The 16137-nt window shown below is 61.2% G+C and carries 16 protein-coding genes; 10 read left to right on the top strand and 6 right to left on the bottom strand.

Going from position 1 to position 16137, the window contains the following annotated elements; translation table 11 throughout:
• A partial coding sequence (locus JV201_RS16800) for an AraC family transcriptional regulator (RefSeq protein ID WP_177047422.1) occupies positions 1 to 946 on the bottom strand: 946 nt, incomplete at its 3' end.
• A gap of 265 nt (positions 947 to 1211) precedes the next feature.
• Here JV201_RS16800 and JV201_RS16795 point away from each other — a divergent pair.
• Both JV201_RS16795 and JV201_RS16790 read left to right on the top strand, forming a co-directional pair.
• Positions 1212 to 2471: a sugar ABC transporter substrate-binding protein gene (locus tag JV201_RS16795; protein WP_374707369.1), complete on the top strand. Its 1260-nt coding sequence runs from the start codon at positions 1212 to 1214 to the stop codon at positions 2469 to 2471.
• A 22-nt stretch (positions 2472 to 2493) separates the two neighbouring features.
• On the top strand, positions 2494 to 3267 hold the full coding sequence (locus JV201_RS16790; protein ID WP_008437073.1) for an L-iditol 2-dehydrogenase: 774 nt from the start codon (positions 2494 to 2496) through the stop codon (positions 3265 to 3267).
• Between the two features lie 163 nt (positions 3268 to 3430).
• On the opposite strand, the gene JV201_RS16785 is transcribed toward JV201_RS16790, so the two are convergent.
• Positions 3431 to 4138 carry an NUDIX hydrolase gene (locus JV201_RS16785; protein ID WP_008437074.1) on the bottom strand — a complete coding sequence of 236 codons (708 nt, stop codon included), beginning with the start codon at positions 4136 to 4138 and terminating at the stop codon, positions 3431 to 3433.
• A gap of 147 nt (positions 4139 to 4285) precedes the next feature.
• Here JV201_RS16785 and JV201_RS16780 point away from each other — a divergent pair, with 147 nt between their 5' ends.
• Genes JV201_RS16780 through nadE form a run of 3 tightly spaced genes read left to right on the top strand, consistent with a single transcriptional unit; the run spans position 4286 to position 6987 of the window.
• The gene (locus JV201_RS16780; protein ID WP_219405748.1) at positions 4286 to 4933 is read left to right on the top strand and encodes a nicotinamidase; all 648 of its coding nucleotides are present in this window, start codon (positions 4286 to 4288) and stop codon (positions 4931 to 4933) included.
• Between the two features lie 10 nt (positions 4934 to 4943).
• The gene (pncB, locus tag JV201_RS16775) at positions 4944 to 6170 is read left to right on the top strand and encodes a nicotinate phosphoribosyltransferase (RefSeq protein ID WP_003208126.1); all 1227 of its coding nucleotides are present in this window, start codon (positions 4944 to 4946) and stop codon (positions 6168 to 6170) included.
• Position 6171: 1 nt separating this feature from the next.
• Positions 6172 to 6987 (top strand): ammonia-dependent NAD(+) synthetase, encoded by an 816-nt coding sequence (nadE, locus tag JV201_RS16770; RefSeq protein ID WP_219405747.1) that lies wholly within the window; start codon positions 6172 to 6174, stop codon positions 6985 to 6987.
• Here the strand turns inward: nadE and JV201_RS16765 are convergent.
• Positions 6984 to 7346, bottom strand: coding sequence for an NUDIX hydrolase (locus tag JV201_RS16765; RefSeq protein ID WP_219407194.1), 363 nt, complete (start codon positions 7344 to 7346; stop codon positions 6984 to 6986). The genes nadE and JV201_RS16765 overlap by 4 nt on opposite strands.
• A gap of 141 nt (positions 7347 to 7487) precedes the next feature.
• Here JV201_RS16765 and JV201_RS16760 point away from each other — a divergent pair, with 141 nt between their 5' ends.
• Both JV201_RS16760 and JV201_RS16755 read left to right on the top strand, forming a co-directional pair.
• The gene (locus JV201_RS16760; RefSeq protein ID WP_134326837.1) at positions 7488 to 8468 is read left to right on the top strand and encodes a Gfo/Idh/MocA family protein; all 981 of its coding nucleotides are present in this window, start codon (positions 7488 to 7490) and stop codon (positions 8466 to 8468) included.
• A 36-nt stretch (positions 8469 to 8504) separates the two neighbouring features.
• On the top strand, positions 8505 to 9143 hold the full coding sequence (locus JV201_RS16755; RefSeq protein WP_374707349.1) for a ribonuclease: 639 nt from the start codon (positions 8505 to 8507) through the stop codon (positions 9141 to 9143).
• 6 nt (positions 9144 to 9149) lie between these two features.
• On the opposite strand, the gene JV201_RS16750 is transcribed toward JV201_RS16755, so the two are convergent.
• Genes JV201_RS16750 through JV201_RS16740 form a run of 3 tightly spaced genes read right to left on the bottom strand, consistent with a single transcriptional unit; the run spans position 9150 to position 12439 of the window.
• Positions 9150 to 9992 (bottom strand): metal-dependent hydrolase, encoded by an 843-nt coding sequence (locus JV201_RS16750; RefSeq protein WP_219405746.1) that lies wholly within the window; start codon positions 9990 to 9992, stop codon positions 9150 to 9152.
• Positions 9993 to 10007: 15 nt separating this feature from the next.
• Entirely contained in the window at positions 10008 to 10907 is a 900-nt protein-coding gene (locus tag JV201_RS16745) for an SDR family oxidoreductase (RefSeq protein ID WP_177050060.1), read from the bottom strand.
• The gene (locus tag JV201_RS16740) at positions 10904 to 12439 is read right to left on the bottom strand and encodes an NAD(P)/FAD-dependent oxidoreductase (protein WP_177069046.1); all 1536 of its coding nucleotides are present in this window, start codon (positions 12437 to 12439) and stop codon (positions 10904 to 10906) included. The genes JV201_RS16745 and JV201_RS16740 overlap by 4 nt, the downstream gene beginning before the upstream one ends.
• Before the next feature lie 303 nt (positions 12440 to 12742).
• Here JV201_RS16740 and JV201_RS16735 point away from each other — a divergent pair, with 303 nt between their 5' ends.
• From JV201_RS16735 to praA, 3 genes are all read left to right on the top strand, one after another.
• Entirely contained in the window at positions 12743 to 13741 is a 999-nt protein-coding gene (locus JV201_RS16735) for an alpha/beta fold hydrolase (protein ID WP_219405745.1), read from the top strand.
• A gap of 318 nt (positions 13742 to 14059) precedes the next feature.
• Positions 14060 to 15340: an alkane 1-monooxygenase gene (locus JV201_RS16730; protein ID WP_102369301.1), complete on the top strand. Its 1281-nt coding sequence runs from the start codon at positions 14060 to 14062 to the stop codon at positions 15338 to 15340.
• Positions 15341 to 15486: 146 nt separating this feature from the next.
• Entirely contained in the window at positions 15487 to 15981 is a 495-nt protein-coding gene (praA, locus tag JV201_RS16725) for an alkane oxidation protein activator PraA (RefSeq protein WP_219405744.1), read from the top strand.
• Positions 15982 to 16137: the final 156 nt, after the last annotated feature.

The following is a 16137-nucleotide window of genomic DNA, read 5'->3' as shown; positions in this document are numbered from 1 at the left end:
AATGCGCCTTGGTAAACGGCAGCGCCTGATCGCCATTGCGGTTAAACAGGTACATCGCGGTTTCCCGGCGATATTCGCTGGGCGTCTGGTTCATCTCGATGCGAAAGTGCCGGTTGAAGTTGGAGAGGTTGGCGTAACCCACTTCAAAGCAGATATCGGCCACTGACATCTCGCTTTGCAGCAACAGGCGGCAGGCGCGCTGCACCCGGAACTTGCGCATCAGGTCGATAAAGCCGTGACCGGTGACGCGCTTGAAAAAACGCGAGAAGCCCGGTTCGCTCATGTCCAGCCGTTGGGCGATCACCGACAGCCGCAGGTCGCCGGTCAATTCCGTCATCAGGTATTCGAAGGCTTTGTGGATACGCTCCGAGCTGCGCGCATCCAGGCTTGGCGTGTAGCAGGCACTGGCCAGGCAATGGGCTTCCCCGGAGGGTGCCTGCCCCAAGGTATGCAGTAACTGGATGAACAGAATCAGGCGCGCCAGGCCCTCGGCGGGGCCGATGGACTCCAGCAGGTGCGCAGCCTTCAGGGCGGTTTCACCGGTGAATTCCAGGCCGCGCCGGGCCCGGTCAAACAGGCCTTGCAGGTCGCCCAGCTCGGGCAGCGTGGTGCGCAGGGCCAGCAGTGCGGCGCCGTCGAACTGCAACACCACATCGCGCCCCGTCAGGTACTCGCCGGGGGCCAGGTCGCCGATCCAGTCGTGGGGCAGGTCGGGGCCGATCAGTGCGACATGGCCGGCGCCAAACGCACCGATATAGTCGCCCGCCACGAGCTTGCCGCTGCCCTGGCGGATCAGGTGGATTTCAAATTCGGGGTGATGGTTCCAGCGGGCCAGCTCGAACGGATAGTCATGTTCGTACCAGCGAAAGCCATGCTCGGGCTCGGCCAGAATCACTTCCAGCTCGGCGGGGCGCTGCTCGAAAAGGGCGGATCGGCTTGCAGGCATGGGATTGGCCCTTCTGGGCTTTTTGGAATGGCACCAAAATACGCCCTTTGTCCAAGTAGCCGCTACCCCGGGTTTTGCCCGCCACTGATACTTTTTTGATCTTGGCGATGCGGTTAAAAAAGTATCAGCCGGGCATCCGCCAGTCGTTTGTCCGGCCTTGGGCAAGCTGCTGTAATCGGGCCGTCAACAACAAAAACAATAAGTGGAAACCGCCATGCTCAAGATTCCGAAAGCGCTGTTCCTGCTCTCCGGCCTCACTCTGGCGATGGCCAGTCACGCGGCCGAAACCGTGACCATCGCCACGGTCAACAACAGCGACATGATCCGCATGCAGCGCCTGTCCAAGGTGTTCGAACAGCAGCACCCCGAGGTGAAACTAAACTGGGTGGTGCTCGAAGAAAACGTCCTGCGCCAACGCCTCACCACCGACATCGCGACCCAGGGCGGCCAATTCGACGTACTGACCATCGGCACCTACGAAACCCCGTTGTGGGGCGCCAAGCACTGGCTGGAACCGATCACGCCGCTGCCCGCCGACTACGACGTGGAAGACATCTTCCCCGCGGTACGCCAGGGCCTGTCGGTGAACAACACCCTCTACGCGTTGCCGTTCTATGGCGAAAGCACCGTCACCTATTACCGCACCGACCTGTTCAAGCAGGCCGGCCTGGCGATGCCCGAGCATCCGACCTGGACCCAACTGGGCGAGTTCGCCGCCAAGCTCAACCAGCCCGCCAAGGACCAATACGGCATGTGCCTGCGGGGCAAGGCCGGCTGGGGTGAAAACATCGCGTTGCTGAGCACCATGGCCAACGCCTTTGGTGCACGCTGGTTCGACGAGCAATGGAAACCCGAGCTGACCAGTCCCGAGTGGACGGCGGCGGCGAACTTCTACGTCAACACCCTGAAAAACTATGGCCCGCCGGGCGTCTCCAGCAACGGTTTCAACGAAACCCTGGCGCTGTTCAACAGCGGCAAATGCGCGATCTGGGTCGACGCCAGCGTTGCCGGCTCGTTCACCACCGACAAAACCCAAAGCAAAGTCGCCGACAGCGTGGGATTTGCCGCCGCACCCACCGAGGTCACCGACAAGGGTTCGTCGTGGCTGTACGCCTGGTCCCTGGCAATCCCGGCCACCTCCAAGCACAAGGACGCCGCCAGAGCCTTTATCACCTGGGCCACCTCCAAGGAATACATCCAGCTGGTAGCGGATAAGGACGGCATCACCAACGTACCGCCGGGCACGCGCCAGTCCACCTACAACGCGGCGTACCTGGCCGCGGCGCCGTTCGCCAAGGTGACCTTGCAGATGATGCAACACGCCGACCCCGCGCACCCGTCGGCCAAACCCGTGCCGTACGTGGGCATCCAATACGTGACGATCCCCGAGTTCCAGGCCATCGGCACCTCGGTGGGCAAGCTGTTTTCGGCAGCGCTCACCGGCGGCATGACGGTCGACAAGGCACTGGCCGAGGCGCAGTCCACCACCGAGCGTGAAATGAAACGCGCCGGCTACCCGAAATAATCACCTCAGGGACACTGCATTGATGAATCGACTGGAAGGTAAAAGTGCGCTGGTCACCGGCAGCGCGCGGGGCATTGGCCGGGCGTTTGCCCAGGCCTACATCAACGAAGGCGCGACCGTCGCCATCGCCGACATCAACCTGGAGCGGGCGCGGGCCACCGCCACGGAGCTGGGCCCGAAAGCCTACGCGGTGGCGATGGATGTCACCGACCAGGCGTCCATCGATGCCGCGATTGCCGCCGTGGTGGCGCAGGCCGGCAAGCTCGACATCCTGATCAACAACGCCGCCTTGTTCGACCTGGCGCCCATCACCGACATCACCCGCGAGAGCTTCGACCGGCTGTTCTCGATCAACGTCGCCGGTACCTTGTTCACCTTGCAGGCGGCGGCCCGGCAGATGATCAAGCAGGGGCATGGCGGCAAGATCATCAACATGGCCAGCCAGGCCGGGCGCCGGGGTGAGCCTCTGGTGGCGGTGTACTGCGCGACCAAGGCGGCGGTGATCAGCCTCACGCAATCGGCGGGGCTGAATCTGATCAAGCAGGGCATCAACGTGAACGCCATCGCGCCGGGAGTGGTGGACGGCGAACATTGGGACGGGGTGGACGCGATGTTTGCCAAGCACGAAGGGCTGCCGCTGGGCGAGAAGAAAAAGCGCGTAGGAGCAGAGGTACCGTTTGGGCGGATGGGGACTGCCGAGGATTTGACCGGAATGGCGGTTTTCCTCGCGTCCAAAGAAGCCGACTACGTGGTTGCCCAGACCTACAACGTCGACGGCGGCAACTGGATGAATTGAGCGGGACGCAGCTCCTTGAGCCACCGGGGATCAAAAAATGTGGGAGCGGGCTTGCTCGCGAAAGCGGTGTATCAGTCAATCTATCCGGCGACTGACACTCCGCATTCGCGAGCAAGCCCGCTCCCACAGTTGATCTTCATTGTCCTGGGAAGGGGGCTTGGTCTTATTCGGCAAAGCTGCGATCAAAGAAGTACACCGCCCCAGGCTTCAGATTCTCCACTGTCGCCTGCGGCCGTCCGCCCTCGCCATGCTTCTTGCGCCCCGTCTCCCGCAAAAAACCGGCCTCGGTCAACTTCAGCAACCGCTGGCGAATACTGGTCTTCAGCACCGGCCGCGCCAATACCAGCGAAAAGATCGTAGTCGCCTCCGGCGCACTGAACTCATTGCCCAAAAACATCAATGGCAAGCTGCTGTACAGCGACTTGGAAAACAGCCTTTCCTGTACCGCTGCCACAATCGCGTTGTGATCGAAGGGCAGCTTGACCCCGCCAGTCGCCACGGCATCAACAGAGCACCACTTTTGATGCCCCCCCAGCTCCACCTCATCAGCCACGATCGCCAGGTAATAGGTCGACGACGACCAGCAGCGCGGATCGCGAAACGCATCGCCCACCGTCCCCACTTGCTCATACCAGGCCAGCGGCAACCCAACCTTGTCACTGGCCCGCAACCGCTCCACGGCATCCTGCAGGCTCAGATCTTGCACGCCGCCATTCACCACTACACCGGGCAAGGCCCAGTGCCCGGCGAAGGGCTCGGCGTCGCGCTGGTTGAGCAATATCTTCAGTTCCCCGGATGCACGGCAATAGAACAGCACGCACAAGTCCACGGTGTGCAGGTAGGCGCTAAGGGTTGGGGCGTGGTCTGGCATGTCGGGTCCTGTGGGCAGCGGTGGGGCACAGTCTAACGGATCAAACGGGTATGTCGTGTACTTGATCCAGGATAGATAACAAAATGTTTCTTGCCATGAAAGTACATGACGTGTACTTTTATATCCAGGCCACAGGAGAACACGACCATGACCGTCTCTAAGAACGCTATCGCCTCATTCGACGTTGACGCCCAGAAGAGCTTCACACCGCTGTGCCCCAACGAATTGCCGGTCGCTGGCGGTGACCAGATCGGCGCCGAGCTCAATTACATGGCCAGCCTCGCCGCGCGCCGTGTCGGCAGCAAGGACGCCCATACCCCGCACGCGCCCTGGGTGGTGCAACAGCACAGCGAGATGCTGCAACCCACCGGGCTGGTACATGCCGATGTCACCTGGGTCGCCCACTGTGTGCCCGGCACCGAAGGTTTCACCCTGTTGGACGAATTGCCCACGCCCTATGACTACGACTACTTCATCTGGAAGGGCGTCGAACCCGACCTGCATCCCTACGGCGCCTGCTACCACGACCTCCACGACAAACTCTCCACCGGCGTTATCGAATACCTCAATGCCCAGGGCATCCAGCGTGTGATTGTCGGCGGCCTGGCCCTGGACTACTGCGTCAAGACCACCGCCTTGCAACTGCTCAAGGCCGGTTTCGAGGTGATCCTGCACCTGCCGGCATGCCGTGGCATCAGGGAGGAGGGCGGTGTGCAGGCGGTCAGCCATCTGCAACAAGCAGGCGTTGTAATTACCCGCAATCGGGAAGAACTGGCCGCGATGGCCGCGCGTTAAGGAGTACCTCATGGAAAGTGCATACGACTACGAAAACGCTGTGATCCAGGGCCTGCTGGACACCGACTACTACACCTTCACCATGATGCAGGCCGTGTTGCACCAGCACCCGAATGTCGATGTGGAATACCAGTTCATCGTCCGCTCCAGAGAGAAACTGGGGCACCTGATTCCCGAGCTGCGGGTGGAGCTGGAAAAACTCGCCGGCCTCAGCATGCGCGAAGGCGAGCTGCGCTTTCTGTTCAACCAGCGCCGTGAGTACTTGACCCCGGATTTCGAGCGCTTCCTGGGGCTGTTCCGCTTCAACCTGCGCTATATCCACGTCAGTGAAATCGACGGCCAACTGAACGTCCGCGTGGTCGGCCCGATGCTGCACTGCATCATGTTCGAACAGCCGGTATTGGCCCTGGTCAGCGAGCTGCGCAACCGCGACAAATACCCCGACGTCAGCCTCGAAGACGTCACCCGCAAGCTCTACCAGAAATTCGACTGGCTGGAGAAAAACCTCACCCGCGACGAACTGGCCGACCTGCGTGTCTCGGACTTCTCCACCCGCCGGCGGTTGTCGTTCAAGGCCCAGCGTGAAGTGGTCGACATCATGCGCCGCGACTTTCCCGGCCAGTTCATCGGCACCAGCAATGCGCACCTGGCCTACGAATTCGACCTGCCGCTGATCGGCACCATGGCCCACCAGTGGCTGATGGTGCACCAGCAACTGGGGCGGCTGCGGGAAAGCCAGAATGCGGCGCTGGAAAACTGGGTGCGCGAATACCGTGGGCGCTTGGGTATCGCCCTGACCGACTGCATCAGCACCGACTTTTTCCTCAAGGATTTCGACCTGTACTTTGCCAAGCTGTACGACGGTTTGCGCCAGGACTCCGGTGACCCGATCGTCTGGGCCGACAAGGTGTTGGCCCGCTACAAGGAGCTGGGCATCGACCCGATGACCAAGGACCTGATGTTCTCCGATGGCCTGAATTTCGAGAAATGCCTGCCGATCCTGCGGCACGTGCGGGGCAAGGCCAAGTTCGGCTTTGGCATGGGCACCAGCCTGGCCTGTGATGTCGACGGAGTGGAGCCGCTGAGCATCGTGATGAAACTGGTGCGGGTGCACGGTGAGCCGGTGGTGAAATTCTCCGATGACCCGATCAAGAACGTCTGCGAAGACGCCTCGTTCCTGCAGTATGCGGCGCAGGTGTTCAACGTCGGCAACGTCAATCCGCAACTGGGGGTGTGACATGGACACTCAGGCACGTATCGCACAAGAACTGAAGATCAACCGGCTGCTCGGCAAGGGAGGCGAGGGCGCTGAGCTGCAACGGCGCATCGACTTCATCAAGGGCACCTTGCGCCAGTCCGGCTTCCATGCGCTGGTGCTGGGCATCAGTGGCGGTGTCGACTCACTGACCGCCGGGCGGCTGTGCCAACTGGCAGTGGAACAACTGCGCAACGAAGACTACGAGGCGCGATTTATTGCCATGCGCCTGCCCTATAAAACCCAGGCGGACGAGCGCGACGCCCAGGCTTCCCTGGACTTTATCGCACCGGACCGGATCGAGACGCTGAACATCGCCGCCTGCGTCGACGGGCTGATGGGCAGCCTGTCTGCCGCGCAAGCCAGCGCCGAACGCATCGACTTTATCAAGGGCAACGTCAAGGCCCGGGCGCGGATGATGGCGCAGTACGCCGTGGCGAACCTGCACAACGGCCTGGTGGTGGGCACCGACCATGGCGCGGAGGCGCTGATGGGATTTTTTACCAAGTTCGGTGACGGCGCCTGCGACCTGGCGCCGCTCTCAGGGCTGACCAAGACCCAGGTGCGCCTGCTGGCCAGCGCCCTTGGCGGGCCACGGCAGTTGGTGGCTAAGGCACCGACTGCCGACCTGGAAGAACTGGCACCGGGCAAGCCGGATGAGTTGGCGTATGGCTGTAGCTATGACGAGATCGACCGCTACCTGATGGGCGAGGCAGTGAGTGAGCGGGTGAGGGCGATTGTCGAGAGCGCCTACCTCAAGACGGCTCACAAGCGTGCGCTGCCGTTCGTTCCCGACTAGAGGCGGCGCAGGAAGGATTTGACGATTTGCTGAGTGGCCTGGGTGGTATCCAGGTCTTCCAGGCGTGTGTAGGGATGCCACTGGCATTCCTTGATTTCGCTCAGCGGCCGGGCTTCGTCGATATTCACCACCGACGCCTCGAACACATGGTGCAGGGTGTCGCTGGCCTTCAGCTCCTGCAATAACAGCAAACTGTCCACGTTCAGCCCGGTTTCCTCTTCCAGCTCCCGCGCGGCCGCGCCCACTGGCCGCTCATCGCGCTCGACCTTGCCGCCGGGCAATGCCCATTTCGATCGGGCTTTACGCACGAACAGGATGTGCCCGTCGTGCTCGCAAATCACCGTGGCCCTTATTTTCATCGTCTGTGCCCCCGCAGCTGGATGATTGTCATAAAAGTGTAATGCAATTGTCATGCTCAGTCTTTATCCGGCAGGGTGGAGAGGGGGCCGGAAAACACCGATACTGCCCCATCGAAAAAAACTCACCTGAAGGAGATGCAGATGAACACCGTACGCTGGGGCATGATCGGCTGTGGCGATGTCACTGAACTCAAGAGTGGACCCGCCTTCTACAAAGCGCCAGGTTCTGCGCTGGTGGCCGTGATGGGGCGGCGCGAGGAGGCCGTGCGCGATTATGCGGCACGCCACGGCATTGCCCGTTTCTACACTGACGCCCAGGCGCTGATCGACGACCCGGAAGTAGACGCGGTCTACATCGCCACACCGCCCGACAGCCACCTCGAATACAGCCTGATGGTGGCCGCTGCCGGCAAGCATTGCTGCGTCGAGAAGCCCATGTCCCTGAATGCCGAGCAAAGCGCGCTGATGCAGCGCACCTTCGAACAGGCCGGGCTGCACCTGTTTGTCTCCTATTACCGGCGTTCCCTGCCACGCTTCCAGCAGGTGCGGGACTGGCTGCAGGACGGGCGCATCGGCGAATTGCGTCACCTGACCTGGACCCTGTGCAAGCCGCCTTCGGAAGACGATGCCAGCAGTGCCAACTGGCGCACCGACCCGGCGATTGCCGGCGGCGGGTATTTTGCCGACCTGGCCAGCCACGGTTTTGACCTGTTCCAGTACCTGGTCGGGGATATCGTCGATGTGGCCGGGTTTACCGCGCGCCAGGCCGGGCGCTATGCCGCCGAAGATGCCGTCACCGCCTGCTGGACCTTCGCCTCGGGCGCGCTGGGCATGGGCTGCTGGAACTTTGTCGCCGACCGGCGCGAAGACCGGGTAGAGATGATCGGCAGCAAGGGCCGCATCACGTTTTCGGTGTTCGATGAGGCGCCGTTGCGGCTTGAGGGCGAGACCAGCGAGGTGCTGGAGGTGCCCAACCATGCACATATCCAGTGGCATCACGTGCTGGGGATGAATGCGCATATTCGCGGCGAGAGCAAACACCCGGCACTGGCGATCGAGGCGTTGAAGACCGACCGGGTCATGGACCGGGTGCTACAACGTAACCCCAACCTGGCGGTTTAGCGGTGCTTTGATTTTGTCTTTTTAAGGAATGAACGGATGAAAATGAAAGCAGCCTGGATTGTGCTTTGCCTGGCGTTGGCCGGGGCCGCGACAGCAGCGCCACGGGCCCAGGGGCAGGCCGGGGAGTTTGACTTTTATGTGTTGTCGCTGTCCTGGTCGCCGACCTTCTGCCTGACGCACCCGGACGACCAGCAGTGTTCGGGCAAGGGCTACGGGTTTGTCCTGCATGGGCTGTGGCCGCAGTACGCGAAGGGCGGCTGGCCGGCGTCGTGTGAGCCGCAGTCGCGCTTGTCGGATGCAGACTTCGCCCGGGGCAGGACGCTGTTCCCGTCGCCCAAACTGCTCAGGCATGAATGGGCCAAGCACGGCACCTGCAGCGGCCTTGAGGCTTCGGCTTACCTGGACAAGACCGATGCAGCGCTGAGCGTGGTCAAGATTCCGCAGCAGCTTGAGCCCTTCAATGTCCGAAGCGGCCTAGGCGCGCGGGATATCGAAGCGCTGTTTCGCGAGAGCAACCCGGCCATGGGCAACCATAGCCTTGCGGTGATCTGCAAGGGTGCCGTGCTGACCGAGGTGCGGGTGTGCCTGACCAAGGACCTGGCGTTTGCCGGCTGCCCGCGCAGCGTCAAGAGCCAGTGCCGGGATGGTGATATTCGGATCCCGACCCAGCGCTAAGCGGACTCAGGCGGGCCCATAACCTTTATGGGCCTGCTCGATCTCCTCCACCAGGCGGTCAATACCCGCCAGGCGTGCCCGGTTGTCGTGGTCCCAGGGATGGAACCCGGGCTTGAAGTAATGCAACCAGGGCAGCGCCATGCGCGGGAACACGCCCTTGGGCCCGTACAGAAACTTGAGCATCCGCCAGAAGCCCTTCAAATGCCCGCCCGAACGCCGGTCGGCAAACAACAGGCGCAGGTGAAAGTCCAGGATCGTCAGCCAGAACAGCGCCGTGGTGATGAGCATGGTGGAAGTGCGCAGCAGATAACGCTTGGGCCCGGGCTTGATCACGCTGTTCCACACATCAAACGCCACCGCCTTGTGCTCGGTTTCTTCCAGGGCATGCCAATACCACATCTGCTGGTAACCCTTGACCGAATCCCCGAACCGCGACGGGTCGCTGAGGAGGATTTCCGCGAGCATCGCGGTGTAGTGCTCCAGGGCAATGGTCACCGCCAGGTTGAAGGAGGCGGGCAGGTATTTCTTTTGCGCGTCGAGGATCATCTTCAGCCGACGGTCGAGGGTACTCGCCGGCAGCCCTGCGGCTTGCAGCAGGTCGTTGTAGGCCACGTGCTCGCGGCTGTGCATGGCTTCCTGGCCGATGAAACCCTGGATTTCTTTCTTCAGCTCCGGGTCTTCGATGCGCTGGCGGTAGTGACGCACGCTGTCCATGAAGAACAGTTCGCCCTGGGGAAACAGCAACGACAGTGCGTTGAAAAAGTGGGTAATGAACGGGCCTTGTTCATGCCAGTCCTTGATGCGTTCGGCCGGCAGGGCAAAACGGAGGTCGCGGCGAATCGGCAGCATGGTCGGTACTCCAGTTCAGAGACGGTGCTCTTCGTTGGTTTCAAGGATGGGCGAGGGCGCATTGCGTTGCTTGGGCGCCATGCGTTTGCTGGCCAACACCACCAGCGCTTGATAGGCGGCAGGCAGGCAGCGGGCGAGCAGGTCCAGAAAATAGGCGTCGCGGCCAATCAGCACGCGACGTTTGTTTTTGCGTACGCCTTGCAGGATCACTTTGGCGGCCTGGTCGGCGTCGGTGATGAACAGCTTTTCGAAGTCGGCCCGGGCCTGCTGTTCGCTGTGGATCAGGAAGCCGGTCATGTTGGCGTCGATCCGGCTGCTGCGACAGATGTCGGTGCGGATCCCGCCAGGGTGCACGCAGGTGGCCGAGACCCCGCTTTTCTGCAGGTCGAGTTCCTGGCGCAAGGACTCGGTAAAACCACGCACGGCGAACTTGGTGGCGTTGTAGCCGCTCATGCCCGGCTGGGCGAACAGGCCGAACACGCTGGAAGTGTTGACTACATGCCCGTCGCCGCTGGCCTTGAGGTACGGCAAAAAGGCCTTGGTGCCGTACACCACGCCCCAGAAGTTGATCCCGACGATCCATTCCAGGTCGGTGTAGTCCACGCCTTCGACGGTGCTCGACAGCGCGACGCCGGCGTTGTTGAAGATCAGGTTGATCTGGCCATGTTCGGCGGCGCAACGGGCGGCCCAGTCTTCCACGGCCTGGCGCTCGGAAACGTCCAGCACCTGCGAGGTGACCAGCACCGGTGCAAGCACCTGGGCCTTGATCAGTGCGACGGTCTGCTCCAGGCCCTGGCTGTTTTTATCCGCCAGCGCCAGGTGGCAGCCTTCACGCGCCAACGCCAGGGCCAAGGCGCGGCCCATGCCGGAAGCGGCGCCGGTAATGGCCGCCACGCGGCCGTTGAATGACTTCATGACAGGCTCCCTTCTGCGGTGGTGTGGGGCGTTGCGGCCGGGCGCGCGGTGGACGGTATCGGCACCAGGCTGGCGACGTAGTCCTTGAGGGCGAAATGCCGGGTGACCTGCTTGAAACGCCAGGTGGAGCCGGGCCACAGCGTGGTGTTCTTGCCGGTGCGTGGGTCCAGGTACCAGCTCTTGCAGCCGCCGGTGGACCAGATGGTGCCGTTGAGTTTTTCCTGCAGCCTGGCGTTGTAGGCCAGTTCCACCGCCGGCTTGACGTCCACCGTGGCGATGCGATGACGCTGCATTTGCTGCAGGGCATCGAGGATGTAGGTGACCTGGGCCTCGATCATCAGAATCATCGAGTTATGCCCCAGCCCGGTGTTGGGGCCGACGATCAGGAACAGGTTCGGATAACCCGGCACCGTGGTGCCCAGGTAGGCGTGGGCGCCGTCTTGCCAGGTGTCCATCAGGTCGATGCCGTGGCGCCCGATGATGCAGTTGCGGGGCAGCGGATCGGTGGCCTGGAAGCCGGTGCCGAAGATGAGGCAGTCAGCCGGGTGCTTGATGCCGTCGGCGGTGATCACTCCGTCGGCCTCGATGCGCAGCACGTTGTCGGTTACCACCTGCACATTGCTGCGGGACAGGGCCGGGTAGTAGTCGTTGGAAATCAGCACGCGCTTGCAGCCGATGGTGTAGTCCGGCGTCAGGGTCTTGCGCAGGGAAGGGCGGGCCACTTGTTTGTGCAGGTGGCGCACGGCGATTTTCTGCACCATTGTCATCAGGCGCGGGTGCAGGGCAAAGCCCACCACGCGACCTTCCAGTGCCCAATAGAACGCGCCGCGTACCAGGCGCTGGGTGAACGGCAGGTGCTTGAAGGCCCAGCGCTCGAAGCGTGAAATCGGCCGGTCGGGCTTGGGCATGATCCACGGCGGGGTGCGCTGGAACAGGTCCAGGTGGGCCACCTGCGGCGCAATCTGCGGCACGAACTGAATGGCACTGGCGCCGGTGCCAATCACCGCCACGCGCTTGCCCTTCAATGAATACTCGTGGTCCCACTGCTGGGAGTGGAAGCGCTTGCCCTTGAAGCTGTCCAGGCCCGGAATATCCGGCAGTGCCGGGCGCGACAGGCCGCCCATTCCCGACACCAGCACCCGCGCACTCACCTGGCGGCCATTGCTGAAGCTCAGGCTCCAGCGCTGTTGCGCCTCATCAAATACCGCCTTCTCCAGGCCCATGCCAAAGCGCAGGAACGGCGCCAGTTCGAAGCGCCGGGCGCACTGCTCCAGGTAGGCGCGAATCTCCGCCTGTGGCGCAAATTGCCGGGTCCAGTCCGGGTTGGGCGCAAAGGAAAACGAATAGACATGGGATTGCACGTCGCAGGCGCAACCGGGGTAGTGGTTGTCCCGCCAGGTGCCGCCGAGAGCATCGGCCTGTTCGGCAATAAAGAAGTCGTGGAACCCGGCTTCCTTGAGTTTGATCGCCATGCACAGCCCGGCAAATCCGGAACCGATGATGGCGATGTCGATGGTGTCATGGGCATTCATAGGCTGTCCCTCGTGGGCCGGTGGCGCCTTACGGGTGTCGACATCGGATGTGCTCCTTGTTTTTGTTTTGGCTTTTTAGATAGAACACCATTGCAAAGGAAAATTGAATTATTTATTTTAAAAAAGATTTTAAATAATCTACCTGAAAATATCGTCTAGGCTACGACCCAGTTCCTCATGTGCGACTTATCCGACGGACGAGAGCTTGTACGCACACAGTTAAGGTCCAGGGTGGACGATGGCTGAGGCCTTGACCAATACCGGTCGGGCCGCCAGCAACTCAGGGATGCAGAGGACCGAGCTATGGCTGTCGAGTGGGTTGTCGCTGCGGGTGTGTGTGTAGGGTTAAGCGTAGTGTTGTGGGCCTTCAGTGCCCGGATGACACGGCGTATAGAGGCTGCTGTTCCGATCAACGGGCGCTTTCTGGAGATCAACGGCGAGCGCTTTCATTATGTAGACGAGGGCAAGGGCCCACCGCTGGTGATGATCCACGGGCTGATGGGCAGCAGTCGCAACTTGACGTACGCCTTGTCTGCCCGATTGCGTGAGCACTTTCGAGTGATCACCGTGGATCGTCCGGGGTCGGGTTATTCCACCCGGCATGCCGGCACGGCCGCGGACCTGCCTGGCCAGGCCCGGCAAGTCGCTAGCTTTATCCAGACGCTGGACCTGGATAAGCCGCTGGTGCTGGGGCATTCCCTCGGCGGGGCGATCTCCCTGGCCCTGGCCCTGGACCATCCCCACGCGGTGTCCGGATTGATCCTGGTGGCGCCCCTGACCCATCCCCAGCGCCTGCTGCCGCTGGTGTTTATGTCGTTGGCGATACGCCCGGGATGGCTGCGACGCTTTATGTCGCACACCCTGACCATGCCGATCGGATTGCTGACCAAAGGCTCGGTGGTCAAGGGCGTGTTTGCCCCCGACCCGGCCCCGGAAGACTTCGCCACCCGTGGCGGCGGCTTGTTGGGCATGCGGCCCGAGAACTTCTATGCCGCCTCCACCGAGATCAACCTGGTCAACGATTTCCTGCCGGACATGGTCAAGCGCTACCCACAGCTGACGTTGCCGATCGGGCTGATCTATGGCGCGCAGGACAAGGTGCTGGATTTTCGCAAACACGGGCAGGCCCTGGCCAGCCTGGTGCCGGGCCTGAAGCTGCAGCTGGTGGAAGGGCGCGGGCATATGTTGCCGATCACGGCCACCGAGCGTGTCGCGGCGGTGGTCGAGCAGATAGCCAAGCGCGTCCGGCCGCCGGAAAGCGCCACGGTGTTGCACCCGCCGTTTGCGTTGGCGAGTAAATAATTGTGCGACTGAACTCGCGGTTCGAACTCGTCAATGCTTGCCCTAGACACCTGACCAAACGGCTGAAAAAGAGACTGCCCGGTCACGTTCAAAAGGGTTCAAGAAACTAGTTGACGACCTAACGATTCCGCGCTATTTATTTAAAAAAATTATTTCAATGTCTAATTTGAAACAATTTTTGAAATGCCTAAGAGCGAATAAAATAATGAAAAAAACGCCTTTTATCGCATGGTTGAATTCTCGGGGCAGTCACCGCTCCGTGTACCTGTCCAGTGTTGATTTTTGCTCCCTGCCTACCTGCCTCGTGCGGAGGCTGCCATGAATCAGACCCTGGCTGCCCCGAACGTCTGGACCGACGGCAAGCGCCACCTGTGGTGGCTCGGCATCATGCCCCTGGCAACCCCAATACTCTCTGGCGCCCTGGCCATCACTACCGGCGTGCAACAACTGTGGTGGGTCGGTGTGCTGGTGATCTTCGGCCTGATCCCGCTGATCGACGGCCTGCTGGGTGAAGACGTCAGCAACCCGCCGGAGTCCGCCGTCAGCAACCTCGAATCCCAAAGCTACTACCGCTGGATCGTCTACACCGGCGTGCTGTTTGTCATCTCATCCCTGGTAGTCACCGGGTGGCTGGCTGCAGGCGGCATCGACTGGATTATCAATGGCGGCCTGTTGCATGCCACCGCCACCCTGGACCCGTCGAGCTGGCTGGCGAAAACCGCCGCGTTCATCACCGCGCGCACCGAGCTGCATGGCCAGGTGAGCTGGTTCACCTACCTGGGCATGGCAATGTCCACTGGCGCTGCCACCGGCATCGCCATCAACACCGCCCATGAGCTGGGGCACAAGCCGCGCCTGCTGGAAGTCGTGCTGGCCAAGATCACCCTGGCGCCGACCTTCTACGGGCACTTCTACACCGAACACAACCGTGGCCACCACGTGCGCGTCGCCACCCCGGAAGACCCGGCCAGTTCGCGGTTGGGGGAGAGCTTCTGGGCCTTCCTGCCGCGCTCGGTATGGTTCAGCGCCCGCTCGGCGTGGAACCTGGAGCGTGAACGCCTGCGCAAACTCGGCCTGCCGGCCTGGCACTGGAAGAACGCCGTACTCAGCGCCTGGATGTACAGCGTGGTGTTGTGGGGCGCGATGATTGCCTGGCTGGGCGCGGCAGTGATTCCATTCCTGATCATCCAGGGCATCTACGGTTTCTCGCTGCTGGAAGTGGTGAACTATGTCGAGCACTACGGCCTGAAACGCCAGAAGTTGCCCAACGGTCGTTATGAACGTTGCTCGCCACGCCATTCCTGGAACAGTAATCGGATTGTCACCAATATTTTTCTGTTCCAACTGCAGCGGCACTCCGACCATCACGCCAACCCAACCAGAAGTTATCAGTCACTGCGTCATTTTGATGAATCGCCGCAACTCCCATACGGTTATGCCAGCATGATTGTCTGGGCGTATGTACCGTACTTGTGGCGACGACGCATGGATCACCGGGTACTTAATCATTACGCCGGGGATATTACCCTGACCAATCTTCAACCTTCACAGCGTTTGAAGTACCTGGAGAAGTACAGCAACACCACCAGACCCTTCTAACGAAAGCAGTCAGTTGTAGGGCGTACTCGGGATCTGTGTATCGCGCAGGTTTTTATCGCCCAGGCTTTACAGGTTTCGAGTACGGCTTAGTGGCAAGAGCGTTGTTTGACCCGAACAAAAATAAGATCAAGGGAAGGACCTACACCATGCAAACACCTGCCAAGTTCACCACGCACATTGTATTGGCCGCCCTGGGCCTGATCGTTTACCACCAGGCCCAGGCCGCCCGTATCGAACCTGCCGGCAGTGCGTTTACTGCCCAGGGGCCTATCAGCTTTTCCAAGGGCGCGCTGATCAGCGCGGACTGCACCATCAAGGTTGCCGGCAAGGTGGCGGCGGATGGCGCGTCGGTGAATGTCGACAAAGTCGAGTTCGACGGCGGCCTCAAGTGCAGCCGGGTCGAAGCCATCAACTTGCCTTGGGTATTAGTGGCTAAAGATACCAAGAGCGGCTCGATGTCGAAGATCGCCGTCGATGTGCATGCCTTTGGCCTGGGCGGCAAGTGCGGCCCCTCTACCGCAGATGGAACTTGGGATAACGCCACCGGCAAGCTGGAAGCGTCGAATGTGCCTATTGGCGAAGACTGCAAGATCAAGACGGTGTCGATCAAGATGCCGCCGAGCTTCAAAGTGGTTGAGTAACAGTTGGACGTTGTAGTGGTAATTGAATTGAAATTTGGCTGGAAAGGGAAGTTCTGCAGATTCACCGTGACCTCTCGATCATGGCCATTACCCCTGGCGAAATGACTCGCCATAACATGTGAGGAAAAATAATGAAAAGCTTTAAAACCCTCGTGT

The sequence above is a fragment of the Pseudomonas sp. Colony2 genome (genome assembly GCF_019382755.1).
Lineage (GTDB): Bacteria > Pseudomonadota > Gammaproteobacteria > Pseudomonadales > Pseudomonadaceae > Aquipseudomonas.
The sequence above is the reverse complement of the archived record's forward strand: the minus strand, read 5'-3'. Positions and strand labels throughout refer to the sequence as shown.